We start from the raw sequence: 24,357 nt of genomic DNA on the forward strand, positions 1-24,357 counted from the left end.
CCTGCCGCATATGCCGCCCAGCCGCGCCGGCAGTGGCGGCCACCGAAGGTTCCGTACGTCATCGGATGCCGGATCGAACGTCATTCGACAACCCACGCAGCTCAAGGAGAGTCATCGAGAGATGGCCGGTCCAGCGTTCCGCGCCGCCGCCGTCAGGGTGCGCGTCCCCGCAACCAGCGCCAACCTCGGCCCGGGCTTCGACGCCCTCGGTCTCGCGCTGGGGTTGTACGACGACGTGGTCGTCCGGGTGGCCGACTCCGGGCTGCACATCGACATCGCCGGTGAGGGCAGCGAGACGCTGCCGCGCGACGAGAAGCACCTCCTCATCCGCTCCCTGCGCACCGCCTTCGACCTCCTGGGCGGACAGCCCCGCGGCCTGGAGATCGTCTGCGCCAACCGCATCCCGCACGGCCGTGGCCTCGGCTCCTCCTCCGCCGCCATCTGCGCCGGCATCGTCGCCGCGCGCGCGGTGACCATAGGCGGCGAGGCCCGCCTCGACGACGCCGCGCTGCTCGACCTCGCCACCGAGATCGAGGGGCACCCCGACAACGTGGCGGCCTGTCTGCTGGGCGGCTTCACCCTGTCCTGGATGGAGTCCGGCGCGGCCCGCGCGATCAGGATGGACCCCGCCGATTCCATCGTTCCGGTGGTTTTCGTGCCCGGAAAGCCGGTACTGACGGAGACCGCGCGCGGACTGCTCCCGCGCCATGTCCCGCACGTCGACGCCGCCACCAACGCCGGCCGCGCCGCGCTGCTCGTCGAGGCCCTGACCAGGCGCCCCGAGCTGCTGCTTCCGGCCACCGAGGACCGCCTCCACCAGGAGTACCGCGCACCGGCCATGCCGGAGAGCGCGGCGCTGGTGGAACGGCTGCGCGGCGACGGCATCCCCGCGGTGATCTCGGGTGCCGGACCCACCGTGATGGCCCTCGCCGGCGCCGACACGGCCGACAAGGTCGAGGCGTTGGCCGGGACGGACTGGGCGGCCAACCGGCTGAGCCTGGACCAGCAGGGCGCGAGCGTGCTGCCTCTGGCAACCCCCAGTGACATCTAGACGCGGACGGTTGCCGGATTTCGAGAGGGGGAATGTTTGTTGGATCCGGTAGTGTTAACCTCAAGTCTGCACCCGACCCCACCATGGCGAGGTGCCTCGTGTCCCCGTCCGGGACAGACATCCTTCCGGGAGCCCCCCAAGTCGCACTGTGTGGTGGATGTCGTACGTGAACAGTACGACCGACACGGACACTGAGCGACCCGCCGGGCACGCTTCGGAACCGGTGCGACCACGCCGCGTGTCACAGACTTTGGGTGCCACGGCCAGGGGGCGCGCCATCACCAGATATCTCTTCCGCCGTTCAGGCGGACCACCGCCCCGGCACGGTTCGCACAGCAAGAACCGAAGCCGGACAGCACAACCGGTCGCCGAGCCAGACAGGCCGACGTCCGCTCCAGGGAAGGACCCTTCGTGAGCGACACCACCGATCTGATGGGCGCACGTGTCGAGGAGACCGCTGCCGCGCCCGCCACGGACGCCTCCGCGCCTGCCACCGGTGCCGGCTCCCGGCGGCGCCGCGGTACCGGCCTCGAGGGCATGGTGCTGGCCGAGCTGCAACAGGTCGCGTCCGGCCTCGGCATCAGGGGCACCGCGCGTATGCGCAAGAGCCAGCTGATCGAGGTCATCAAGGAGGCGCAGGCCGCCGGGGGAGCCCCCGCCAAGGCCGCGCCCGCCGCGGACGCCGCCGGCGAGACCAAGCCGAAGCGCCGCAGCACCTCCCGGACCCGTACGGGCGACGAGGCCCCCGCCGAGAAGGCGGAGAAGGCCGGCAAGGCCGAGAAGAAGGCGGACAAGGCGACCGCCGACCAGGCCGCCGCCCAGCAGCAGATCGACATCCCCGGTCAGCCGTCCAAGGTCTCGCCCGCCGCCGACCAGTCCGGTGCCGCCGGTGACGACGCCCCCTCCGAGCGCCGTCGTCGCCGCGCCACCGCCGACGCGGGCAGCCCGTCGGCCGAGACGGTCGCCGTCGAGACCCGCGAGCCGAAGGGCGACTCGGCCCAGCAGTCGCAGGGCCAGCAGCAGGGCCAGGGCGACGGCCGCTCCGACAACGAGGGCGAGGGCCGCCGCCGCGACCGCCGTGACCGTGGCGACCGCGGTGACCGTGGCGACCGCGGTGACCGCGGGCGCGACCGCCGCAACAAGGGCGACGACCAGCAGGGCCAGGGCGGTGGCCAGCAGCGCCAGCAGGGTGGCGGCCGCCAGGACCGCCAGCAGCAGGACGACGACGATTTCGAGGGCGGCCGCCGGGGCCGTCGCGGACGCTACCGCGACCGCCGGGGCCGTCGCGGACGCGACGAGATCCAGGAGCCGCAGATCAACGAGGACGACGTCCTCATCCCGGTCGCCGGCATCCTCGACATCCTCGACAACTACGCGTTCATCCGGACCTCCGGCTACCTGCCCGGACCCAACGACGTGTACGTCTCCCTCGCCCAGGTCCGCAAGAACGGCCTGCGCAAGGGCGACCACCTCACCGGTGCCGTGCGCCAGCCCAAGGAGGGCGAGCGCCGCGAGAAGTTCAACGCGCTGGTTCGCCTGGACTCGGTCAACGGCATGGCGCCCGAACACGGCCGCGGACGGCCGGAGTTCAACAAGCTGACGCCGCTGTACCCGCAGGACCGCCTCCGCCTGGAGACGGACCCCGGTGTTCTCACCACCCGCATCATCGACCTCGTCGCGCCCATCGGTAAGGGGCAGCGCGGTCTGATCGTGGCCCCGCCGAAGACCGGCAAGACCATGATCATGCAGGCGATCGCCAACGCGATCACGCACAACAACCCCGAGTGCCACCTGATGGTCGTCCTCGTCGACGAGCGTCCGGAAGAGGTCACCGACATGCAGCGGTCGGTGAAGGGCGAGGTCATCTCCTCGACCTTCGACCGCCCGGCCGAGGACCACACCACGGTCGCCGAGCTGGCCATCGAGCGCGCAAAGCGCCTGGTGGAGCTGGGTCACGACGTGGTCGTGCTGCTCGACTCGATCACCCGCCTGGGCCGTGCGTACAACCTCGCCGCCCCGGCCTCCGGCCGCATCCTGTCCGGTGGTGTCGACTCGACCGCCCTGTACCCGCCGAAGCGCTTCTTCGGTGCGGCCCGCAACATCGAGGACGGCGGCTCGCTGACCATCCTCGCCACCGCGCTGGTGGACACCGGGTCCCGCATGGACGAGGTCATCTTCGAGGAGTTCAAGGGCACCGGCAACGCCGAGCTGAAGCTCGACCGGAAGCTCGCCGACAAGCGCATCTTCCCCGCGGTGGACGTCGACGCGTCCGGCACCCGCAAGGAGGAGATCCTGCTCGGCAACGAGGAGCTGGCCGTCACCTGGAAGCTCCGCCGGGTGCTGCACGCCCTCGACCAGCAGCAGGCGATCGAGCTGCTCCTCGACAAGATGAAGCAGACCAAGTCGAACGGCGAGTTCCTGATGCAGATCCAGAAGACGACCCCCACTCCGGGCAACGGCGACTAGTCACCGCCGGCCGTCTTCGACACCGGGAGTCCCGCTCCGTCACTTGGGTGATGGAGCGGGACTTCCGCCTTGTAGGATCAGCGCACTGCAGTGGGGGGGAACGTATTTTCGGATACGCCCACGGGGCGATCTGTGCTGCCTTCACGGGCCCGCGCCCGTCGGGATCTTCTCTCCTGCCTGCGTACACAGCGACAGGAGACCTGAGTGACCTCAACCCCTCGAAGACGCCGCCTGGCTCTTCCCGCGGCCGCCGCCGCACTCGCCCTGTCGGGAGCGGTCCTCTCGACCGTTCCCGCGCAGGCCGCCGACGCCACGCCGGTGCCGCCGCAGCCCGCCCTCACCGAGCGGCCCACCGCCTCGGACGCCGAGCTGGTGCGGCGGATCCAGGGCTCCGGGGCCGCCCTCAAGGACGACACCGCCGCCGCGCCCGGGGCCACCCCGGAGACCGGGGCCCCGTCCGGCCGCGTCGATCCGAAGATCATCGGCGGTAAGGACGCGACCATCACCGAGGCGCCGTGGATGGTGCAGCTGCACTACTACGACGACAAGGGCACCTCCAGCACCGCCGACGACGAGGGCTACTTCTGCGGCGGCACCCTGGTGGCCCCCGCGAAGGTCCTGACCGCGGCGCACTGCGTCTACGGCCTGGACTGGACGGCGAACGGAGCCGTCCTCGGCGGCACGGCCCAGCTGCCGGACGGCAGCGACCTGCACGGCGGCCGGGTGGCCGGCGTGTGGCGCCAATGGGTCAACCCGACCTACCGGCCGAGCACCACCTCGGGCGGAGACCTCGCGGTCCTCACGCTGAACGAGGCGCTGCCGTTCAAGACGCTCCAGCCCACGTCGAGCGGCGACAACGCCTCGTACGCGAACGGCACCCCGGCGACCGTCTACGGCTGGGGGCGCACCGACTCCGCCAGCCAGGACATCTCGCCGACGCTGAAGAAGGCGACCGTGCCGATGCGCACGGACGCCACCTGCGACGCGTACTGGGGCGCCGACTTCGTGCCCGGCCAGATGGCCTGCGCCGGGAACCCGGCCAGCGGCCAGAACGCCGGCACGGTCTCCCCGTGCAACGGCGACTCCGGCGGCCCGCTCGTGGTCAACGGCCGGATCGCCGGCGTCGTGTCCTGGGGCGTCAAGGACTGTGTCGCCTCCGGCGCCTACGGCGTCTACGCCAAGACCCGCTCCTACGTCGCGGAGATCAACGCCCGCGTCGACGACAGCGACCTCGACTTCGACGGACTCGCGGACCTCTTCGCCCGCACACCGGGCGGCACGGCCTACGAGTACTACTCGCGCGGCGACCAGTGGCCGTACCTGGCCGACCGGATCGAACTCGGGGACTGGGGCGGGGTGAACCTGGTGCGCCAGGCCGACCTGAACCGCGACTCCTTCCAGGACTACCTGTACCGCACCTCGGACGGCGTGCTGTACGACTTCGCGTTCAACGGCGACGACCGCTACGAGTCGATCCGCGTCGGCGGCGGCTGGAACACGATGGCGGACATCCGCGTCCCCGGCGACCTCTCCGGCGACGCCCTGCCCGACCTGGTCGCGAAGGACAAGGCCGGAGTCCTGTGGCTGTACCCGGGCAAGGGCAACGGCCTCTTCGGCACCCGGGCCCGCATCGGCGGAGGCTGGACCTCGTACACGATCACCGGCAAGGGCGACTACAACCGCGACGGCAGGTCCGACCTGCTCGCGCGGGACGGTTCCGGCGTCCTGTGGATGTACCCGGGCACCGGCAAGGCCGCGACGGCCCTCGGCACCCGCGTCCGGGTCGGCGGCGGCTGGTCGGCGTACAACGCCTTCGCCACCGCCGGTGACGTCACCGGCGACGGCAGGCCCGACCTGCTGGCCCGGGACACCTCCGGGGTGCTGTGGCTGTACAAGGGCACCGGCTCAACCGGCTCGGCGACCTTCAAGGCCCGCGTCAAGGTCGGCGGCGGCTGGGGAGCGTTCAACCTCCTCGGCTGACCACGCGGCCTTCCGCGCCCGTCAGGGGGCCGTCTCCGTACGGAGGCGGCCCCTTCGCGCTGCGACCTTCGCCACAGGACGGGAGCCCGGGGCCGTCCCGGGGTACTCGGGCGGGCGTCCCCGGATTCCCAGGTCAACGGTGCGCTCTCCACCGGCGTGAACACGTTGCGTGACTATTTGCCCACCAGATCACCACAGAACGTTGTGCAACCCTGTCCCGAGTTCCGCCGTCTCAGCTACGGGGGGACGATGGTGAGGTACCGGTGGAAAACCACCGGAGCCGACCGACCCCGACCCTGAGCGCAGGGGGTAGACCGACCGGACGAACACTGAGGAGCCCATGTCAGCCGAGAGCACGCCGGACCCCGCGATACCCGGCCCCGGAGAGTCCCGCGGCACCGCACCGGGCCGCCGGGGCAAGGGCCGCCGCCGCAAGCCCCGGGCCAGACGGCGCAAGGCCCTGCTCGTCGCCGCCTGGAGCGCCGCGGGCATCGTGGTCCTCGGCGGCACGGGCGCCGGAGTCCTGTACTTCAAGCTGAACGGCAACCTCACGAGCGTCGACATCGACCAGGCACTCGGCGCCGACCGGCCCGACAAGGCCGACAACGGCTCCGAGAACATCCTGGTGCTCGGCTCGGACACCCGCGCCGGCGGCAACGACAAGCTCGGCGGCGGCACCGACGACGGCACCGCCCGCTCGGACACGGCGATGATCGTGCACGTCCACAAGGGCCACAAGAAGGCCAGCGTGGTCTCCATCCCGCGGGACACCCTCATCGACCGCCCCGCGTGTGGTGGCACCAACGGCGACGAGCAGCCCGCCGCCAAGGACGTGATGTTCAATTCCGCCTACTCCACCGGTGGCGCCGCCTGCGCCGTGAAGACCGTCGAGTCGATCAGCGGCCTGCGCATGGACCACTACCTGGAGGTCGACTTCAGCGGCTTCCAGAACCTCATCGACGACCTCGGCGGCGTCAAGGTCACCACCACCGAGAGCATCAAGGACCCCGACAGCCACCTGAACCTCACCGCCGGGACCCACACCCTCGACGGCGAGCAGGCGCTCGGCCTGGTCCGCACCCGGCACGGCGTGGGCGACGGCTCCGACCTCGGCCGCATCCAGCTCCAGCAGGCCTTCGTCAAGGCCCTGGTCGATCAGGTCAAGAACGTCGGCGTGCTCGGCAACCCGAAGAAGCTGTACGACCTCGCCGACACCGCCACCAAGACCGTGACCACCGACTCCGAGCTGGGCTCGGTGAACTCCCTGATGTCCTTCGCGAGCGGCCTCAAGGGCATCAGCCCGGAGGGCATGAACATGGTCACCATGCCGGTGGTCTACGACCCCGCGGACGCCAACCGGGTCCTGATGGAGAAGGACAAGGCCCAGCAGGTGTGGACGGCCCTGAAGAACGACCGGCCGATCCCCGCGAGCGCCACCGAGGGCACCGCCGCCGGTGGGGCCAAGGGCGTCGTGAGCGCCTCCTGAACGCCTCGGAATAGATGACGGCCGCCCCCGGTTTTGGGGAGTGACCCCAGTCCTGGCAGACTGGTACGTCGGCCCCGGTTCACGCCCCCGCATCCCGCGGCGGCGACCCGGCGCCCTCCCGAACCTAGGAGACACCTTGAAGCGCGACATCCACCCCGAGTACGTCGAGACGCAGGTCAGCTGCACCTGCGGCGCGTCGTTCACCACCCGCAGCACCATCGAGTCCGGCACCGTCCGCGCCGAGGTCTGCTCCGAGTGCCACCCGTTCTACACGGGTAAGCAGAAGATCCTCGACACCGGTGGCCGCGTGGCCCGCTTCGAGGCCCGCTTCGGCAAGGCTTCCGCCGGCTCCAAGAAGTAGCGAGCCCCCAACCGCCGGTCCACGGCCGCATCCCCCGCCCGGGGGAGCGCCGGGACCGGCGTTTTTGGTCGCCCGCCTTCCCCTTCCCCCGCAGTGCAGGAGCCCAAGATGTTCGAGGCCGTCGAGGAACTCGTCGCCGAGCACGCCGACCTGGAGACGAAGCTCGCCGACCCGTCGGTCCACTCCGACCAGGCCAACGCCCGCAAGCTGAACAAGCGTTACGCCGAGCTGACCCCGATCGTCGCCACGTTCCGCTCCTGGAAGCAGACGGGCGACGACATCGAGACCGCGCGCGAGCTGGCCGCCGACGACCCCGACTTCGCAGCCGAGGTCAAGGAGCTGGACAAGCAGCGCGAGGAGCTCACCGAGAAGCTCCGCCTCCTGCTCGTCCCGCGCGATCCCAGCGACGACAAGGACGTCATCCTGGAGATCAAGGCGGGCGCCGGCGGCGACGAGTCCGCCCTGTTCGCCGGTGACCTGCTGCGCATGTACCTGCGCTACGCCGAGCGGGTCGGCTGGAAGACCGAGGTCATCGACTCCACCGAGTCCGAGCTGGGCGGCTACAAGGACGTCCAGGTCGCCGTGAAGACCAAGGGCGGCCAGGGCGCCACCGAGCCGGGCCAGGGTGTCTGGGCGCGGCTGAAGTACGAGGGCGGCGTGCACCGCGTGCAGCGGGTGCCCGCGACCGAGTCGCAGGGCCGGATCCACACCTCCGCGGCCGGCGTGCTCGTCACGCCCGAGGCCGAGGAGATCGACGTCGAGATCAACCCCAACGACCTGCGCATCGACGTCTACCGCTCCTCCGGGCCCGGCGGTCAGTCCGTCAACACCACCGACTCCGCCGTGCGCATCACGCACATCCCGACCGGGGTCGTCGCCTCCTGCCAGAACGAGAAGAGCCAGCTGCAGAACAAGGAGCAGGCGATGCGTATCCTGCGCTCCAGGCTGCTCGCGGCCGCGCAGGAGGAGGCGGAGAAGGAGGCGGCGGACGCCCGGCGCAGCCAGGTCCGCACCGTCGACCGCTCCGAGAAGATCCGTACGTACAACTTCCCGGAGAACCGCATCTCGGACCACCGCGTCGGCTTCAAGGCGTACAACCTGGACCAGGTCCTGGACGGCGACCTCGACTCGGTGATCCAGGCCTGCGTCGACGCCGACTCGGCCGCCAAGCTCGCCGCGGCGTAAGCACCGCCGCACCACCCGCACCGGACAACAGCTCAGCCCCGGAGGACCAGCGTGAACCTGCTGCTCATGGAGGTGGCCCAGGCCACCCGGCGGCTGGCCGACGCCGGCGTGCCCTCACCGCGCACCGACGCGGAGGAACTCGCCGCGTACCTGCACGGCGTCAAGCGGGGCGAGCTGCACACCGTGCCGGACGCGGAGTTCGACGCCCGCTACTGGGAGGTCGTCGCCCGCCGTGAGGCGCGCGAGCCGCTCCAGCACATCACCGGCCGCGCCTACTTCCGCTACCTGGAGCTCCAGGTGGGCCCCGGCGTCTTCGTGCCCCGCCCCGAGACCGAGTCCGTCGTCGGCTGGGCCATAGACGCGGTGCGCGCCATGGACGTGGTCGAACCCTGCATCGTGGACCTGTGCACCGGTTCCGGCGCCATCGCGCTCGCGCTCGCCCAGGAGGTGCCCCGCTCGCGCGTGCACGCCGTGGAGCTGTCCGAGGACGCGCTCAGGTGGACCCGCAAGAACATGGAGGGGTCCAGGGTCGAGCTGCGCCAGGGAGACGCCCTGGCGGCCTTCCCGGACCTCGACGGACAGGTCGACCTGGTCGTCTCCAACCCGCCGTACATCCCGCTCACCGAGTGGGAGTACGTCGCACCCGAGGCTCGCGACCACGATCCGCAGATGGCCCTGTTCTCCGGCGAGGACGGCCTCGACCTGATCCGCGGCCTGGAACGCACCGCGCACCGCCTGCTGCGCCCCGGCGGCGTGGTCGTCGTCGAGCACGCCGACACCCAGGGCGGCCAGGTGCCGTGGATCTTCACCGAGGAGCGGGGCTGGGCCGACGCGGCCGACCACCCCGACCTCAACAACCGCCCGCGGTTCGCGACCGCCCGCAAGGCACTGCCGTGAGCACCGCCCCGACTTCCATCCCGCAGTACGTGTACGAGGAGGCCCGCTAAATGGCACGGCGATACGACACCAACGACGCGACCGACCGAGTGACCGGTCTGCGCGAGGCCGCGTCCGCCGTCCGCCGTGGCGAGCTCGTGGTGCTCCCGACGGACACCGTGTACGGCATCGGCGCCGACGCGTTCTCCGGGGAGGCCGTCGCCGACCTGCTGGACGCCAAGGGCCGCGGCCGCAACATGCCCACGCCCGTCCTCATCGGCTCCCCGAACACCCTGCACGGCCTGGTCACCGACTTCTCCGAGCTGGCCTGGGAGCTGGTCGACGCCTTCTGGCCGGGCGCGCTGACGCTGGTCGCCAAGCACCAGCCGTCCCTCCAGTGGGACCTCGGCGACACCCGCGGCACGGTCGCCGTGCGCATGCCGCTGCACCCCGTCGCCATCGAGCTGCTCACCGAGTTCGGCCCCATGGCCGTCTCCTCCGCCAACCTCACCGGGCACCCGGCGCCGGAGGACTGCGACGCCGCCCAGCAGATGCTCGGCGACTCCGTCTCCGTCTACCTCGACGGCGGCCCCACCCCCGGCAACGTCCCGTCGTCCATCGTCGACGTCACCCGCGAGGTGCCGGTGCTGCTGCGCGCGGGCGCGCTCTCCGCCGAGGAGCTGCGCAAGGTGGTACCCGACCTCGAGGTGGCGAATTGACGGCCCCTGGGACGGGGCGTGGCATAGGCAACGGGGAACGTGCCGCGGAGATCACGACAACGTTCGTCGGGCTTCCGCGCGACAGCTTCCGCATCCTCCACGTCAGCACCGGCAACGTCTGCCGCTCGCCCATCACCGAGCGGCTGACCCGGCATTTCGTGACGGAGCGGCTCGGCGTGCTGGGCGGCGGCCTCATCGTGGAGAGCGCGGGCACCTGGGGCCACGAGGGCGCGCCGATGGAGGCGAACGCGGAGACGGTCCTCGCGGACTTCGGCGCGGACGCGGCCGGGTTCACCGGGCGTGAGCTGCTCGACGAGCACGTGATCCGCGCCGACCTGGTGCTCACCGCCACGCGGGACCACCGGGCGCAGGTCATCTCCATGGGCCACTCGGCCGGACTGCGCACCTTCACCCTCAAGGAGTTCACCCGCCTGGTCAACGCCATCGACCCGGCGACGCTGCCGTCCCTGGACGAGGGCGTGGTCACCCGCGCACGCGCCCTGGTCCGCGCGGCGGCGGCGCTACGCGGGTGGCTCCTGGCGCCCACGGTGGAGGCGGACGAGGTGTACGACCCCTACGGCGCGCCGCTGACCTTCTTCCGCTCGGTGGGCGACGAGATTCACCAGGCACTGGATCCCGTGGTGACGGCGCTGACGGGGGTCGCGGCGCGGGCGTAGGGCGTACGGCCGCGACGCCGGGCGGCATCCCGCCCTCGGGCCTACATTGGTCGTACGTCACCGTCGACGCACGCCCGGAGCACACCATGTCGGTCACCCACGACGTCCCCCTGGCCGAAGACGGCGCGCTCGCGGGACTGGGCCGCCAGGACCCCGAACTGGCCGAGATCCTGGTCGCCGAGCGCCGCCGGCAGTCGACGACCCTCCAGCTGATCGCCGCCGAGAACTTCATGTCCCCCGCGGTGCTGGCCGCGCTCGGCTCGCCGCTGGCCAACAAGTACGCCGAGGGCTACCCGGGCGCCCGCCACCACGGCGGCTGCGAGATCGTGGACGTCGCGGAGCGGCTCGCCGTGGAGCGGGCCCGGGAGCTGTTCGGCGCCGAGCACGCCAACGTGCAGCCCCACTCCGGCTCCTCCGCCGTGCTGGCCGCCTACGCCGCCCTGCTGCGCCCCGGCGACACCGTCCTCGCCCTCGGCCTGCCGTACGGCGGCCACCTCACGCACGGTTCGCCCGCCAACTTCTCCGGCCGCTGGTTCGACTTCGTCGGCTACGGGGTCGACGCGGAGACCGGCCTCGTCGACCACGACCAGGTGCGCACCCTGGCCCGGTCGCGCCGGCCCAAGGCGATCGTGTGCGGTTCGATCGCCTACCCCCGCCACCTCGACTACGCCTTCTTCCGCGAGGTGGCCGACGAGGTGGGCGCCTACCTCATCGCGGACGCCGCCCACCCGATGGGGCTGGTCGCCGGGGGAGCCGCGCCCAGTCCGGTGCCGTACGCCGACATCGTGTGCGCCACCACACACAAGGTGCTGCGCGGGCCGCGCGGCGGCATGGTGCTGTGCGGGAGCGAGCTGGCGGAGCGGGTGGACCGGGCCGTGTTCCCCTTCACACAGGGCGGCGCGCAGATGCACACCATCGCCGCCAAGGCGGTCGCCTTCGGGGAGGCGGCGACCCCGGCCTTCGCGGCGTACGCCCATCAGGTGATCGCCAACGCCAGGGCCCTCGCCGCCCACCTGGCCGCCGAGGGCCTGGTCGTCACCACCGGCGGCACCGACACCCACCTGCTCACCGTCGACCCGGCCCCGCTCGGCGTCGACGGCAGGACCGCGCGGGGCCTGCTGGCGGCGGCAGGGATCGTCCTGGACTGCTGCGCGCTGCCGCACGCGGACCTCCGCGGACTGCGCCTGGGCACGGCGGCCGTCACCACACAGGGCATGGGGGAGCGGGAGATGCGGGCGGTCGCGACGCTGCTCGCGGCGGTGCTCCGAGGCGACGCCGACCCCTCCGCCGCCCGGGACGACGTGCGCGCCCTGGTCATGGAATTCCCGCCCCATCCGGACTGAGGTGGGGTGGACGTACGCACGTGCACAGCCACTCGTGCAACCATCGTCGATACCCGGAAGTCCTCAACCGTATGCGTGCATCGCTAGGGTGTGGGGCTGAGGATGGCCAGCGAGACCTGTGGGGAAGCCCGTGCGTGAATACCTGCTGACGCTCTGCATCACGGCCGCGGTGACGTATCTGCTGACAGGGCCGGTACGGAAGTTCGCGATCGTGGCAGGAGCGATGCCGGAGATCCGGGCACGTGACGTGCACCGGGAACCCACTCCGCGGCTCGGCGGGATCGCCATGTTCTTCGGGCTGTGCGCGGGCCTGCTGGTCGCCGACCACCTCACCAACCTCAGTGAGGTCTTCGAGAAGTCCAACGAACCGCGCGCCCTGCTCTCCGGCGCCGCCCTGATCTGGCTGATCGGCGTCCTGGACGACAAGTTCGAGATCGACGCCCTGATCAAGCTGGGCGGGCAGATGATCGCCGCCGGCGTGATGGTGGTGCAGGGGCTGACCATCCTGTGGATCCCGCTGCCCGGCATCGGCACGGTGGCGCTCACCCAGTGGCAGGGCACCCTGCTGACGGTGGCGCTGGTGGTCATCACCATCAACGCGGTCAACTTCGTGGACGGCCTCGACGGCCTCGCGGCGGGCATGGTGTGCATCGCGGCGGCGGCGTTCTTCATGTACGCCTACCGGATCTGGTACTCGTACGGCATCGAGGCCGCCGCGCCCGCCTCGCTCTTCGCCGCCATCCTGATGGGCATGTGCCTGGGCTTCCTGCCGCACAACATGCATCCCGCCCGGATCTTCATGGGCGACTCCGGCTCGATGCTGATCGGGCTGGTGCTGGCGGCCGGCGCGATCTCCGTCACGGGCCAGGTGGACCCCGACGTGATGAAGCTCTTCTCCGGCTCCGAGCGCAACGCCGTGCACCAGATGGTGCCGGTCTACATCCCGCTGCTGATGCCGCTGACCATCATCGCCATCCCGGCCGCCGACCTGATCCTGGCGATCGTCCGGCGCACCTGGCGCGGCCAGTCGCCGTTCGCGGCGGACCGCGGGCACCTGCACCACCGGCTGCTGGAGATCGGCCACTCGCACAGCCGCGCGGTGCTGATCATGTACTTCTTCTCGGCGCTCATCGCCTTCGGGGCGCTCGCCTACTCCGTGAACGCCGCGTCCATGTGGATCGTGCTGGGTGTGGTCTTCCTCAGCGCGATCGGACTGGTCCTGCTCCTGCTGCCGCGCTTCACGCCGCGCGCCCCGCGCTGGGCCGAGCGGTTCGTGCCGCCCCGCTACCGGCGCCGGAGGGCCGGGGCGGAGACGGAGGCCGCGGAGGCCGCGGAGGCCGCGGTGGTCGCGGACGAGGCCGCCGAGGAGCGGGTGCCGGTCGCCGCGGGGGTCTCGGGCGTCAACGGGGCCACCGCCATCGGACCCCGTTCGCGCACAAGGTAAGAATCTGACTAGAGCATTGCCAAGTCGTGGTGGAGCGAATCGCCCCATTACCAGACAAGTGGGTGCAGTGATTGCACATACGCGCACTGTCACTCTCATGTGTGACAGTAAGCACACCCACAGGTAAAGACCTCATCAAATAGTTTGTGATACGGTTCACGAGAACCCCCGGGTAGAGCCTAAGGACCGTGATGCGACGGTCTCTTGGGCGTGAGGACTCCGTTCGGCCCGGGACTACGCTCGTCCATGACGACACCCTGCCCCCTGTGAAAAGCGGAGTTGCCGCCATGCCGTCCAATGACGTCCGGACCTTGCTTCAGGCTGCCGTGCCCACGGCTGCCGTCGGCGCAGTAGCCGCCGTCGTCAGCGCCGTGGCCGCCGGCGGCAAGGGCGCGGTCGGGGCCGTCGTCGCGACCTTGGTGGCGATGCTCTTCATGGGGATCGGTCTCTACGTCCTGCAGCGCACGGCGAAATCACTTCCGCACCTTTTCCAGGCGATGGGCCTGATGCTCTACGCGGCACAGATCCTGCTGCTGTTCGTCTTCCTCGCCGCGTTCAAGAACACCACGCTGTTCAACCCCCGGTCCTTCGCGATCACTCTGGTCGTCGTCACACTCACGTGGATCGCCGCCCAGACGCGGGCCCACATGAAGGCCAAGATCCTCTACGTCGAGCCCGAGTCCTCGAGCGACAAGCCCGAGAAGACGGGCCACTCGTCGTGAGGGGTAGGGCCGGGATAAAGAGGCATGTGAAGTCCTGCTATCGTCCGGTGCCAACTGCGGCATCGCGGGCGCGGGCATCCGAGCTGACGCCTGCTCAATCGCGAGGCGAGATGCCCCACAGCCGCCCCCACATCCGTAACACCAGTCCCGTGCCGAACTGCGGCCCCGCGCCGCGCCGACACAACGAGGTTGCCGTACCCATGCGCCACGATGAAGGAGCCCGCGGTGAGTGCTGACCCGACGCAGGTGCTCGCCTTCGAGACCGACTGCCACCTCTTCGACGGGTGTGGCTTCCCGGCTCCCGGCCTGCACTCGTTCCTCTTCGAGCCGCTCTGGGGCAACGCAGACGGCAACGGCCTTTACTTCAACAAGCCGATGCTGCTCGCCCTGCTCGGCTCCATCATCATCGTGGGCTTCTTCTGGGCCGCCTTCAACAAGCCGAAGGTCGTCCCGGGCAAGCTCCAGATGGTCGCCGAAGCCGGCTACGACTTCATCCGCCGCGGCGTCGTCTACGAGACCATCGGCAAGAAGGAAGGCGAGAAGTACGTCCCGCTGGTCGTCTCGCTCTTCTTCTTCATCTGGATGATGAACCTCTGGTCGATCATCCCGGTCGCCCAGTTCCCGGTGACGTCGATCATCGCCTACCCCGCCGGCATGGCTCTGATCGTCTACGTCCTCTGGGTCTCGCTCACCTTCAAGCGTCACGGCTTCGTCGGCTTCTTCAAGAACGTGACGGGCTACGACAAGTCGCTCGGCCCGGTGCTCCCGCTGGCCATGACGATCGAGTTCTTCTCGAACCTGATCGTCCGCCCGTTCACGCACGCCGTCCGACTCTTCGCGAACATGTTCGCGGGGCACACGCTGCTTCTGCTGTTCACGATCGCCACCTGGTACATGCTCAACGGCATCGGCATCGCCTACGCCGGCGTCTCGTTCGTGATGGTCATCGTCATGACGGCCTTCGAACTCTTCATCCAGGCGGTTCAGGCCTACGTGTTCGTCCTGCTGACCTGCACCTTCATCCAGGGCGCGCTCGCCGAGCACCACTGAGCACCCCCGCCCCTCGAACACCCCCAGTCGTCCGGTGGCCAACCCCCACCGGTCCGTAAAGAGAAGGAAGAACAAGCATGTCCAACCTTGCTGCTGTCACCGGTGACCTCGGTTCCGTCGGATACGGTCTCGCGGCCATCGGCCCGGGCGTCGGCGTTGGCATCATCTTCGGTAACGGCACCCAGGCCCTCGCCCGCCAGCCCGAGGCGGCCGGTCTGATCCGCGCCAACCAGATCCTGGGCTTCGCGTTCTGTGAGGCGCTCGCCCTCATCGGTCTCGTCATGCCGTTCGTCTACTAAGACGAGCTGACGACCGACCCTTTCGACGAAAGGCACTGATGTGAACTCCGCCCTGGTACTTCTGGCGGCTGAGGGTGAGAAGGAGAACCCCCTCATCCCGCCGTGGCCGGAAGTCGTCATCGGCCTCATCGCTTTCGTCATCGTCTTCGGCTTCCTCGCCAAGAAGCTGCTCCCGAACATCAACAAGGTTCTGGAAGAGCGTCGCGAGGCCATCGAGGGCGGTATCGAGAAGGCCGAGGCCGCGCAGACCGAGGCCCAGAGCGTCCTTGAGCAGTACAAGGCCCAGCTCGCCGAGGCCCGTCACGAGGCCGCGCGCCTGCGCCAGGAGGCGCAGGAGCAGGGCGCCACGCTCATCGCCGAGATGCGCGCGGAAGGCCAGCGGCAGCGTGAGGAGATCATCGCCGCCGGTCACGCCCAGATCCAGGCCGACCGCAAGGCCGCCGCGTCCGCGCTGCGCCAGGACGTCGGCAAGCTGGCCACCGACCTGGCCGGCAAGCTCGTCGGCGAGTCCCTCGAGGACCACGCCCGCCAGAGCCGCGTCATCGACCGCTTCCTGGACGAGCTGGACGACAAGGCGACGAAGGCAGAGGCAACCCGATGAACGGAGCGAGCCGCGAGGCCCTGGCTGCCGCACGCGAGCGTCTCGACGCGCTGACGGACTCCACGTCCGTGGACGCCGGCTCGCTCGCCGACGAGCTGGCCGCCGTCACCGCGCTGCTCCACCGCGAGGTGTCGCTGCGTCGGGTCCTGACCGACCCGGCGCAGGCCGGCGAGGCCAAGGCCGACCTTGCCCAGCGCCTCCTCGGCACCCAGGTCAGCGGCCCCGCCGTCGACCTGGTGGCCGGTATGGTGCGCTCCCGCTGGTCGCAGTCCCGCGACCTGGTGGACGCGCTGGAGGAACTGGCGAACACCGCCGACCTCACCGCGGCCCAGAAGGCGGGCCGGCTCGACGACGTCGAGGACGAGCTGTTCCGGTTCGGCCGGATCGTCTCCTCGAACACCGAGCTGCGCGCCGCGCTGACCAACCGCTCCGCCTCCACCTCGGCCAAGGGCGAGCTGCTGCGCAGCCTGCTCGGCGGCCGTGCGGACGCGAGCACCGGGCGTCTGGTCACGCGTCTCGTGACCGCGCCGCGGGGACGTAGCCTGGAGACGGGACTCGAGTCCCTGTCCAAGCTCGCCGCCGACCGGCGGGACCGGATGGTCGCCGTGGTCACCTCCGCGGTGCCGCTGAGCGACACGCAGAAGCAGCGCCTCGGCGCCGCCCTCGCGAAGGTCTACGGCCGCCCGATGCACCTCAATCTCGACGTGGACCCCGAGGTCGTCGGAGGCATCCGGGTGCAGGTCGGTGACGAGGTCATCAACGGTTCCATCGCGGACCGTCTGGAGGAGGCCGGCCGCCGCATGGCGAGCTGACCCCCCGCGCGAGACAACAGCACAGCAAGCAGTACGTACTTACGACGGCCCTGGTTGGGCCGTGCAGAGGATTCACCTCTTACTGGGGGGAGTCCCCGACTCGTGGAATACCCCCCAAGTGAAACTTCGGGCCCAACAAGGAGAGCAGGGAACTCAGATGGCGGAGCTCACGATCCGGCCGGAGGAGATCCGGGACGCACTGGAGAACTTCGTCCAGTCGTACAAGCCGGACGCGGCCTCGCGCGAGGAGGTCGGTACGGTCACCCTTGCCGGCGACGGCATCGCGAAGGTCGAGGGCCTGCCCTCGGCCATGGCCAACGAACTGCTGAAGTTCGAGGACGGCACCCTCGGCCTCGCCCTCAACCTCGAGGAGCGCGAGATCGGTGTCGTCGCCCTCGGTGAGTTCAGCGGTATCGAGGAGGGCCAGCCGGTCAGCCGCACCGGCGAGGTCCTGTCGGTCGCCGTGGGCGAGGGCTACCTCGGCCGCGTGGTCGACCCCCTCGGCAACCCGATCGACGGCCTCGGCGAGATCGAGACCGAGGGCCGCCGCGCCCTCGAACTGCAGGCCCCCACGGTCATGCAGCGCAAGTCGGTGCACGAGCCGATGGAGACGGGCTACAAGGCCGTCGACGCCATGACCCCGATCGGCCGCGGTCAGCGTCAGCTGATCATCGGCGACCGCCAGACCGGCAAGACCGCCCTGGCCGTCGACACGATCATCAACCAGCGTGACAACTGGCGCACCGGCGACCCGAACAAGCAGGTCCGCTGCATCTACGTCGCCATCGGCCAGAAGGGCTCCACCATCGCGTCGGTCCGCCGCGCGCTGGAGGAGAACGGCGCGCTGGAGTACACGACCATCGTGGCCGCCCCGGCGTCCGACCCGGCCGGCTTCAAGTACCTGGCGCCGTACACCGGCTCGGCCATCGGCCAGCAGTGGATGTACGAGGGCAAGCACGTCCTGATCATCTTCGACGACCTGTCGAAGCAGGCCGACGCCTACCGCGCCGTGTCGCTGCTGCTGCGCCGCCCGCCGGGCCGCGAGGCCTACCCGGGTGACGTCTTCTACCTGCACTCCCGTCTGCTGGAGCGCTGCGCCAAGCTCTCCGACGACATGGGCGCCGGTTCGATGACCGGACTGCCGATCGTCGAGACCAAGGCCAACGACGTCTCGGCGTTCATCCCGACCAACGTCATCTCCATCACCGACGGCCAGTGCTTCCTGGAGTCCGACCTGTTCAACGCCGGTCAGCGTCCGGCCCTGAACGTCGGTATCTCGGTCTCCCGCGTCGGTGGCTCCGCCCAGCACAAGGCCATGAAGCAGGTCTCCGGCCGGCTCCGCGTCGACCTCGCCCAGTTCCGTGAGCTGGAGGCGTTCGCCGCCTTCGGTTCCGACCTGGACGCCGCGTCGAAGTCGCAGCTGGAGCGCGGTCAGCGCATGGTCGAGCTGCTGAAGCAGGACCAGTACCAGCCGATGGCCACCGAGGACCAGGTCGTCTCCGTCTGGGCCGGTACCACCGGCAAGATGGACGAGGTGCCCGTCGCCGACATCAGCCGCTTCGAGAAGGAGCTGCTGGAGTACCTGCACCGCCAGGAGCAGGGCCTCATGACCTCCATCAAGGAGGGCGGCAAGATGTCCGACGACACCCTGCAGGCCGTCGCCGAGGCGATCGCGTCGTTCAAGAAGCAGTTCGAGACCTCGGACGGCAGGCTGCTCGGCGAGGACGCCCCGTCCACCGCCAAGTGACGTAAGGAAGGGACCTGACTCATGGGAGCCCAGCTCCGGGTCTACAAGCGTCGCATCCGATCCGTCACCGCGACCAAGAAGATCACCAAGGCGATGGAGATGATCGCCGCCTCGCGCGTCGTCAAGGCGCAGCGCAAGGTGGCGGCCTCCACGCCGTACGCGCAGGAACTCACCCGCGCGGTCACGGCGGTCGGTACCGGGTCGAACACGAAGCACCCGCTCACCACGGAGGCGGAGAACCCGACCCGTGCCGCGGTCCTGCTCCTCACGAGCGACCGCGGTCTGGCCGGCGCCTTCAACTCCAACGCCATCAAGGCGGCGGAGCGGCTCACCGAGCGCCTCGAGCGCGAGGGCAGGGAGGTCGACACGTACATCGTCGGCCGCCGCGGTCTGGCCCACTACAACTTCCGTGAGCGCAAGGTCGCGGAGTCGTTCTCGGGCTTCACCGACCAGCCCTCGTACGCGGACGCCAAGAAGGTCGCGGCGCCGCTGATCGAGGCCATCGAGAAGGAGACGGCGGAGGGCGGCGTGGACGAGCTCCACATCGTCTACACCGAGTTCGTCTCGATGATGACGCAGACGGCGGTCGACTCCCGGCTGCTGCCGCTGAGCCTCGAAGAGGTCGCGCAGGAGTCGAAGGCGAAGGACGAGATCCTTCCGCTGTACGACTTCGAGCCGTCGGCGGAGGACGTCCTCGACGCCCTGCTGCCCCGCTACGTGGAGAGCCGCATCTACAACGCGCTGCTCCAGTCGGCCGCCTCCAAGCACGCCGCCACGCGGCGCGCGATGAAGTCGGCCACCGACAACGCGGGTGAGCTGATCAACACGCTCTCCCGTCTTGCCAACGCGGCCCGCCAGGCCGAAATCACCCAGGAAATCAGCGAGATCGTCGGTGGCGCCAGTGCCCTGGCCGACGCGACCGCGGGGAGTGACAACTAATGACCACCACTGTTGAGCCGACCGCTGCGTCGGGCGTGGCCTCCGGCCGCGTCGCGCGCGTCATCGGCCCGGTCGTCGACGTGGAGTTCCCCGTCGACGCGATGCCGGAGATCTACAACGCGCTGCACGTCGAGGTCGCCGACCCGGCCCAGGAGGGTCAGCTCAAGACCCTGACCCTGGAAGTCGCCCAGCACCTGGGTGACGGCCTGGTCCGCACCATCTCGATGCAGCCCACCGACGGTCTGGTCCGCCAGGCTGCGGTGACCGACACGGGTTCGGCCATCTCCGTGCCCGTCGGCGACTTCACCAAGGGCAAGGTGTTCAACACCCTCGGTGAGGTGCTGAACGTCGACGAGCAGTACACGGGTGAGCGCTGGCCGATCCACCGCAAGGCGCCCAACTTCGACGAGCTCGAGTCGAAGACCGAGATGTTCGAGACCGGCGTCAAGGTCATCGACCTGCTGACCCCGTACGTCAAGGGCGGCAAGATCGGTCTGTTCGGCGGTGCCGGCGTCGGCAAGACGGTGCTCATCCAGGAGATGATCTACCGCGTCGCCAACAACCACGACGGTGTCTCCGTGTTCGCCGGTGTCGGTGAGCGCACCCGTGAGGGCAACGACCTCATCGACGAGATGAGCGAGTCCGGCGTCATCGACAAGACCGCGCTGGTCTTCGGTCAGATGGACGAGCCGCCGGGCACCCGTCTGCGCGTCGCGCTGGCCGGCCTGACCATGGCCGAGTACTTCCGTGACGTCCAGAAGCAGGACGTGCTGTTCTTCATCGACAACATCTTCCGCTTCACCCAGGCCGGTTCCGAGGTCTCGACCCTGCTCGGCCGCATGCCCTCCGCGGTGGGCTACCAGCCGAACCTGGCCGACGAGATGGGTCTCCTCCAGGAGCGCATCACCTCGACCCGTGGTCACTCGATCACCTCGATGCAGGCGATCTACGTCCCCGCGGACGACCTGACCGACCCGGCCCCGGCCACCACCTTCGCCCACCTCGACGCGACGACGGTGCTCTCCCGTCCGATCTCCGAGAAGGGCATCTACCCGGCCGTGGACCCGCTGGACTCGACGTCCCGCATCCTCGACCCGCGGTACATCGCGGCGGACCACTACCAGGCCGCGATGCGCGTGAAGAACATCCTGCAGAAGTACAAGGACCTGCAGGACATCATCGCGATCCTCGGTATCGACGAGCTCGGCGAGGAGGACAAGCTGGTCGTCCAGCGTGCCCGCCGCGTGGAGCGCTTCCTGTCCCAGAACACCCACGTCGCCAAGCAGTTCACCGGCGTGGACGGCTCCGACGTGCCGCTGGACGAGTCGATCACCGCGTTCAACGCGATCTGCGACGGCGAGTACGACCACTTCCCGGAGCAGGCGTTCTTCATGTGCGGTGGCATCGAGGACCTGAAGAAGAACGCGAAGGAGCTCGGCGTCTCCTGAGCCTCGCGCTCGTGGTGAGCCCCACGGCTCACACCGGAGGGGGCGGGCGCGTCCCGCCCCCTCCGTCACGCCCCTTAGACTTGTAACCAACACCCGGCTCTCCCGCCGGGTGGTGACCCGAGGAGCCACCTTGGCTGCTGATCTGCACGTCGCGCTGGTCGCGGCCGACCGAGAGGTCTGGTCCGGCGAGGCCACCCTGGTCGTCGCGCGCACCACGTCCGGCGACATCGGCGTCATGCCCGGTCACCAGCCGCTGCTCGGTGTGCTGGAGTCGGGCCCGGTGACCATTCGTACGAGTGACGGTGGGACGGTCGTCGCCGCGGTGCACGGCGGTTTCATCTCGTTCGCCGACAACAAGCTGTCCCTGCTGGCCGAGATCGCCGAGCTGTCGGACGAGATCGACGTCCAGCGTGCGGAGCGGGAGCTCGAGCGCGCGAAGGCGGAGGGCGACGCCCACGCCGAGCGTCGCGCGGACGTCCGACTGCGCGCGGCGGCGGGGCGCTGATCGACGGCGCTGTGCTATGACGTGACTCAGCCGCGGCTGGGACCGGAGCAATCCGGACCCGGCCGCGGCTGAGGCAGATCCGGGTGTTTTTTCCGTTCCGTTACCTAGGAGACGAGGAGGTCGGTGTCGATGGTCCTCGCTCTGACTGTGTGCGGAATTGTCGTCGCCCTGGTGGTGATCGGGCTCTTCGTCTTCGGTCTGCGCCGCCGGCTGATCCAGCGTTCGGGCGGCACCTTCGACTGCTCCCTGCGCTGGGACGCCCCCAAGGAGGGCGACACCGGCGGCAAGGGCTGGTCCTACGGCGTCGCCCGCTACAACGGCGACCGGGTCGAGTGGTACCGCGTCTTCTCGTACTCCCCGCGCCCCCGCCGGGTCCTGGAACGCTCCGCGATCGAGGTGGCCGGCCGCCGGGTGCCGGACGGCGAGGAGGAGCTGGCGTTGCTCTCCGACGCCGTGGTCCTGGCCTGTCTGCACCGGGGCACACGGCTCGAACTGGCGATGAGCGAAGACGCGCTGACCGGATTCCTCGCGTGGCTGGAGGCAGCCCCGCCCGGTCAGCGAGTGAATGTGGCGTAGCCACATTCACTCGCTGGTTGGGGGTCCCCCCGGACGGAGTCCGGGGGAGCGTCAACGTCGCTTGAGGGTGCTCGTTACTTCAGACCGCTGTTGATGGCGCTCACCAGCTCGCCGTTCGCGGTGTCACCGCTGAACTCCCAGAAGAAGGCGCCGCCCAGGCCCTGGTTCTTGGCCCAGGTCATCTTGCCCGCGATGGTCGACGGGGTGTCGTACGACCACCACTGGTTGCCGCAGTGCGCGTACGCCGTGCCGGCGACCGTGCCGGTGACGGGACAGGCGTTCTTCAGGACCTTGTAGTCCTCGATGCCGGCCTCGTAGGTGCCGGGTGCCGCGCCGGTCGCGGTGCCGCCGGGGGCCGACTGGGTGACGCCGGTCCAGCCGCGGCCGTAGAAGCCGATGCCGAGCAGGAGCTTGGCGGACGGCACGCCCTTGGCCTTGAGCTTGGCGATCGCGTCCGCGGAGTTGAAGCCCGCGGTCGGGATGCCGGAGTACGAGGTCAGCGGGGAGTGCGGGGCGGTCGGGCCGGTGTTGGCCCAGGCGCCGAAGTAGTCGTACGTCATCACGTTGTACCAGTCGAGGTACTGGGAGGCGCCGCCGTAGTCGGCCGCGTCGATCTTGCCGCCGTTGGAGCCGTCCGCGGTGATGGCCGCGGTGACCAGGTAGTTGGAGCCGAACTCGTTGCGCAGTGCCTGGGAGAGGTTCTTGAACGCAGCGGGACCGGAGGTGTCGCAGGTCAGGCCGCAGGCGTTCGGGTACTCCCAGTCGATGTCGATGCCGTCGAAGACGTCGGCCCAGCGCGGGTCCTCCACCACGGCCTTGCAGGACTTGGCGAACGCCGCCGGGTTCTGCGCGGCCTGGCCGAAGCCGCCGGAGTAGGTCCAGCCGCCGAAGGAGTACAGCACCTTGATGTGCGGGTACTTGGCCTTCAGCTGGCGCAGCTGGTTGAAGTTGCCGCGCAGCGGCTGGTCCCAGGTGTCGGCGGTGCCGCTGACGGACTGGTCGGCGGTGTAGGCCTTCTCGTACGCGGCGAAGGTGTCGTCGACGGTGCACTGGCCGTTCTTGACGTTGCCGAACGCGTAGTTGATGTGGGTGATCTTCGAGGCGGAGCCCGAGGTCACCAGGTTCTTGACGTGGTAGTTGCGGCCGTAGATGCCCCACTCGGTGAAGTAGCCGAGGTTGACCTTGCCGCTCGGGCCGGGCTCGCCCCCGCCGCCGCCGGTGGTGCGGACCTGGACGGCGCCGCTGGCCGGTCCGGTCTGGTCGGCGGTGTCGCGGGCCTGGACCGTGTACGAGTAGTCGGTGCCCTTGGTCAGGCCGGTGTTGGTGTAGGTGGTGCCGGTGACGGTGGCGACCTTCGTGCCGCCGCGCAGGACGTCGTAGTTCTTGATGCCCTTGTCGTCGGTCGCCGCCGACCAGGACAGCTTCACCGAGGTGTCGGTGACGTCCGAGGCGGTGGGGGTGCCGGGGGCGGAGGGAGCCGCGTCGCCGGGGGTGGACCCGCCGTCACAGCTGCCGCCGTTGAGTTTGCAGTTGGAGGGGGAACCGGGGCCGCTGCCGTTGAAGCCGAAGGAGACCGAGGCGCCGGGGGCGAGCGTCCCGTTCCAGCCGACGTTCTTGGCGGTCCAGTGGTTGCCGGAGTTGGTGACCGTGGCGTCCCAGGCGGAGGTGACCTTGGTGCCGGAGGGGAAGTCCCACTCGACGGTCCAGGAGCTGATGGACGTGGTGCCGGTGTTCTTCACCGTCCAGTTGCCGCCGAAGCCCGTGCCCCAGTCCGAGGTCTTGCTGAACGTGGCCGTGGCTCCCCCACTCTCGGCCGCGCTCGAGCGGGGGGACCCCCATGTCGCGGTCTGGGCCGGACTCGCCAGGCCGACCAGTCCGGCCAGCGGGAGTGACAGACACGCGACCAGGGCCGCGACTCTGTGTCTGAAGCGCATGCTGCGCCTCCTTATGTGAGGTTGTGTTGTGGCCATGACTGAGCCTCATGTCCACAGTGCCGCGAGAATAGAAAGGTCTGGACCTTAGGTCAATAGGTCTGGACCAGTGCTGCGTGCCGTAGTCGAAGCCGGAACG

22 protein-coding genes are annotated in these 24,357 nt (G+C 69.8%); 21 read left to right on the top strand and 1 reads right to left on the bottom strand.

The window, feature by feature from the left end; all coding sequences use genetic code 11:
- Window positions 1-121 precede the first annotated feature (121 nt).
- The 21 genes from thrB (at window position 122) to OIE75_RS25670 (ending at window position 22,287) form a co-directional block, all read left to right on the top strand.
- Window positions 122-1,051, top strand: coding sequence for a homoserine kinase (thrB, locus tag OIE75_RS25570; protein WP_329472235.1), 930 nt, complete (start codon window positions 122-124; stop codon window positions 1,049-1,051).
- Between the two features lie 411 nt (window positions 1,052-1,462).
- A complete protein-coding gene (gene rho, locus OIE75_RS25575; RefSeq protein WP_329472236.1) occupies window positions 1,463-3,517 on the top strand; it encodes a transcription termination factor Rho in 2,055 nt (684 codons plus the stop codon).
- 204 nt (window positions 3,518-3,721) lie between these two features.
- Complete coding sequence (locus OIE75_RS25580; protein WP_329472237.1) at window positions 3,722-5,497, top strand: trypsin-like serine protease; 1,776 nt, start codon at window positions 3,722-3,724, stop codon at window positions 5,495-5,497.
- 340 nt (window positions 5,498-5,837) lie between these two features.
- On the top strand, window positions 5,838-6,983 hold the full coding sequence (locus OIE75_RS25585) for an LCP family protein (RefSeq protein ID WP_329472238.1): 1,146 nt from the start codon (window positions 5,838-5,840) through the stop codon (window positions 6,981-6,983).
- A 136-nt stretch (window positions 6,984-7,119) separates the two neighbouring features.
- The gene (gene rpmE / locus OIE75_RS25590; RefSeq protein ID WP_064729851.1) at window positions 7,120-7,344 is read left to right on the top strand and encodes a 50S ribosomal protein L31; all 225 of its coding nucleotides are present in this window, start codon (window positions 7,120-7,122) and stop codon (window positions 7,342-7,344) included.
- A gap of 108 nt (window positions 7,345-7,452) precedes the next feature.
- The gene (gene prfA / locus OIE75_RS25595) at window positions 7,453-8,529 is read left to right on the top strand and encodes a peptide chain release factor 1 (RefSeq protein ID WP_125493192.1); all 1,077 of its coding nucleotides are present in this window, start codon (window positions 7,453-7,455) and stop codon (window positions 8,527-8,529) included.
- A gap of 51 nt (window positions 8,530-8,580) precedes the next feature.
- Window positions 8,581-9,426, top strand: a complete 846-nt coding sequence (prmC, locus tag OIE75_RS25600; RefSeq protein ID WP_307015129.1) for a peptide chain release factor N(5)-glutamine methyltransferase — start codon at window positions 8,581-8,583, stop codon at window positions 9,424-9,426.
- A 50-nt stretch (window positions 9,427-9,476) separates the two neighbouring features.
- Window positions 9,477-10,124: an L-threonylcarbamoyladenylate synthase gene (locus OIE75_RS25605; RefSeq protein WP_122616247.1), complete on the top strand. Its 648-nt coding sequence runs from the start codon at window positions 9,477-9,479 to the stop codon at window positions 10,122-10,124.
- A complete protein-coding gene (locus tag OIE75_RS25610) occupies window positions 10,121-10,801 on the top strand; it encodes an arsenate reductase/protein-tyrosine-phosphatase family protein (protein ID WP_122616248.1) in 681 nt (226 codons plus the stop codon). Before OIE75_RS25605 ends, OIE75_RS25610 begins: the two co-directional genes overlap by 4 nt.
- Window positions 10,802-10,887: 86 nt before the next feature.
- Entirely contained in the window at window positions 10,888-12,144 is a 1,257-nt protein-coding gene (gene glyA, locus OIE75_RS25615) for a serine hydroxymethyltransferase (protein ID WP_329472240.1), read from the top strand.
- Between the two features lie 130 nt (window positions 12,145-12,274).
- Entirely contained in the window at window positions 12,275-13,588 is a 1,314-nt protein-coding gene (locus OIE75_RS25620; RefSeq protein ID WP_307015131.1) for an MraY family glycosyltransferase, read from the top strand.
- 287 nt (window positions 13,589-13,875) lie between these two features.
- Window positions 13,876-14,310 carry a hypothetical protein gene (locus OIE75_RS25625; RefSeq protein ID WP_114529189.1) on the top strand — a complete coding sequence of 145 codons (435 nt, stop codon included), beginning with the start codon at window positions 13,876-13,878 and terminating at the stop codon, window positions 14,308-14,310.
- A 210-nt stretch (window positions 14,311-14,520) separates the two neighbouring features.
- A complete protein-coding gene (gene atpB, locus OIE75_RS25630) occupies window positions 14,521-15,360 on the top strand; it encodes a F0F1 ATP synthase subunit A (protein WP_307015132.1) in 840 nt (279 codons plus the stop codon).
- A 77-nt stretch (window positions 15,361-15,437) separates the two neighbouring features.
- The gene (gene atpE, locus OIE75_RS25635; RefSeq protein WP_004925497.1) at window positions 15,438-15,659 is read left to right on the top strand and encodes an ATP synthase F0 subunit C; all 222 of its coding nucleotides are present in this window, start codon (window positions 15,438-15,440) and stop codon (window positions 15,657-15,659) included.
- Between the two features lie 40 nt (window positions 15,660-15,699).
- The gene (locus OIE75_RS25640) at window positions 15,700-16,260 is read left to right on the top strand and encodes a F0F1 ATP synthase subunit B (protein ID WP_185832462.1); all 561 of its coding nucleotides are present in this window, start codon (window positions 15,700-15,702) and stop codon (window positions 16,258-16,260) included.
- On the top strand, window positions 16,257-17,072 hold the full coding sequence (locus tag OIE75_RS25645; protein ID WP_329472241.1) for a F0F1 ATP synthase subunit delta: 816 nt from the start codon (window positions 16,257-16,259) through the stop codon (window positions 17,070-17,072). Before OIE75_RS25640 ends, OIE75_RS25645 begins: the two co-directional genes overlap by 4 nt.
- Window positions 17,073-17,229: 157 nt before the next feature.
- Window positions 17,230-18,819: a F0F1 ATP synthase subunit alpha gene (gene atpA, locus OIE75_RS25650; RefSeq protein WP_307015134.1), complete on the top strand. Its 1,590-nt coding sequence runs from the start codon at window positions 17,230-17,232 to the stop codon at window positions 18,817-18,819.
- Between the two features lie 21 nt (window positions 18,820-18,840).
- Entirely contained in the window at window positions 18,841-19,758 is a 918-nt protein-coding gene (locus tag OIE75_RS25655; protein ID WP_307015135.1) for a F0F1 ATP synthase subunit gamma, read from the top strand.
- Complete coding sequence (atpD, locus tag OIE75_RS25660) at window positions 19,758-21,206, top strand: F0F1 ATP synthase subunit beta (RefSeq protein WP_307015136.1); 1,449 nt, start codon at window positions 19,758-19,760, stop codon at window positions 21,204-21,206. The genes OIE75_RS25655 and atpD overlap by 1 nt, the downstream gene beginning before the upstream one ends.
- 130 nt (window positions 21,207-21,336) lie before the next feature.
- Window positions 21,337-21,711, top strand: a complete 375-nt coding sequence (locus tag OIE75_RS25665; protein WP_064729863.1) for a F0F1 ATP synthase subunit epsilon — start codon at window positions 21,337-21,339, stop codon at window positions 21,709-21,711.
- Window positions 21,712-21,840: 129 nt separating this feature from the next.
- Window positions 21,841-22,287, top strand: a complete 447-nt coding sequence (locus OIE75_RS25670) for a DUF2550 domain-containing protein (protein WP_122616253.1) — start codon at window positions 21,841-21,843, stop codon at window positions 22,285-22,287.
- Between the two features lie 74 nt (window positions 22,288-22,361).
- Here OIE75_RS25670 and OIE75_RS25675 read toward each other — a convergent pair whose 3' ends face one another.
- Window positions 22,362-24,221 (bottom strand): glycoside hydrolase family 18 chitinase, encoded by a 1,860-nt coding sequence (locus tag OIE75_RS25675; protein WP_307015137.1) that lies wholly within the window; start codon window positions 24,219-24,221, stop codon window positions 22,362-22,364.
- Window positions 24,222-24,357 lie beyond the last annotated feature (136 nt).

The sequence above is a fragment of the Streptomyces sp. NBC_01723 genome (assembly GCF_036246005.1).
Taxonomy (GTDB): Bacteria; Actinomycetota; Actinomycetes; order Streptomycetales; family Streptomycetaceae; genus Streptomyces.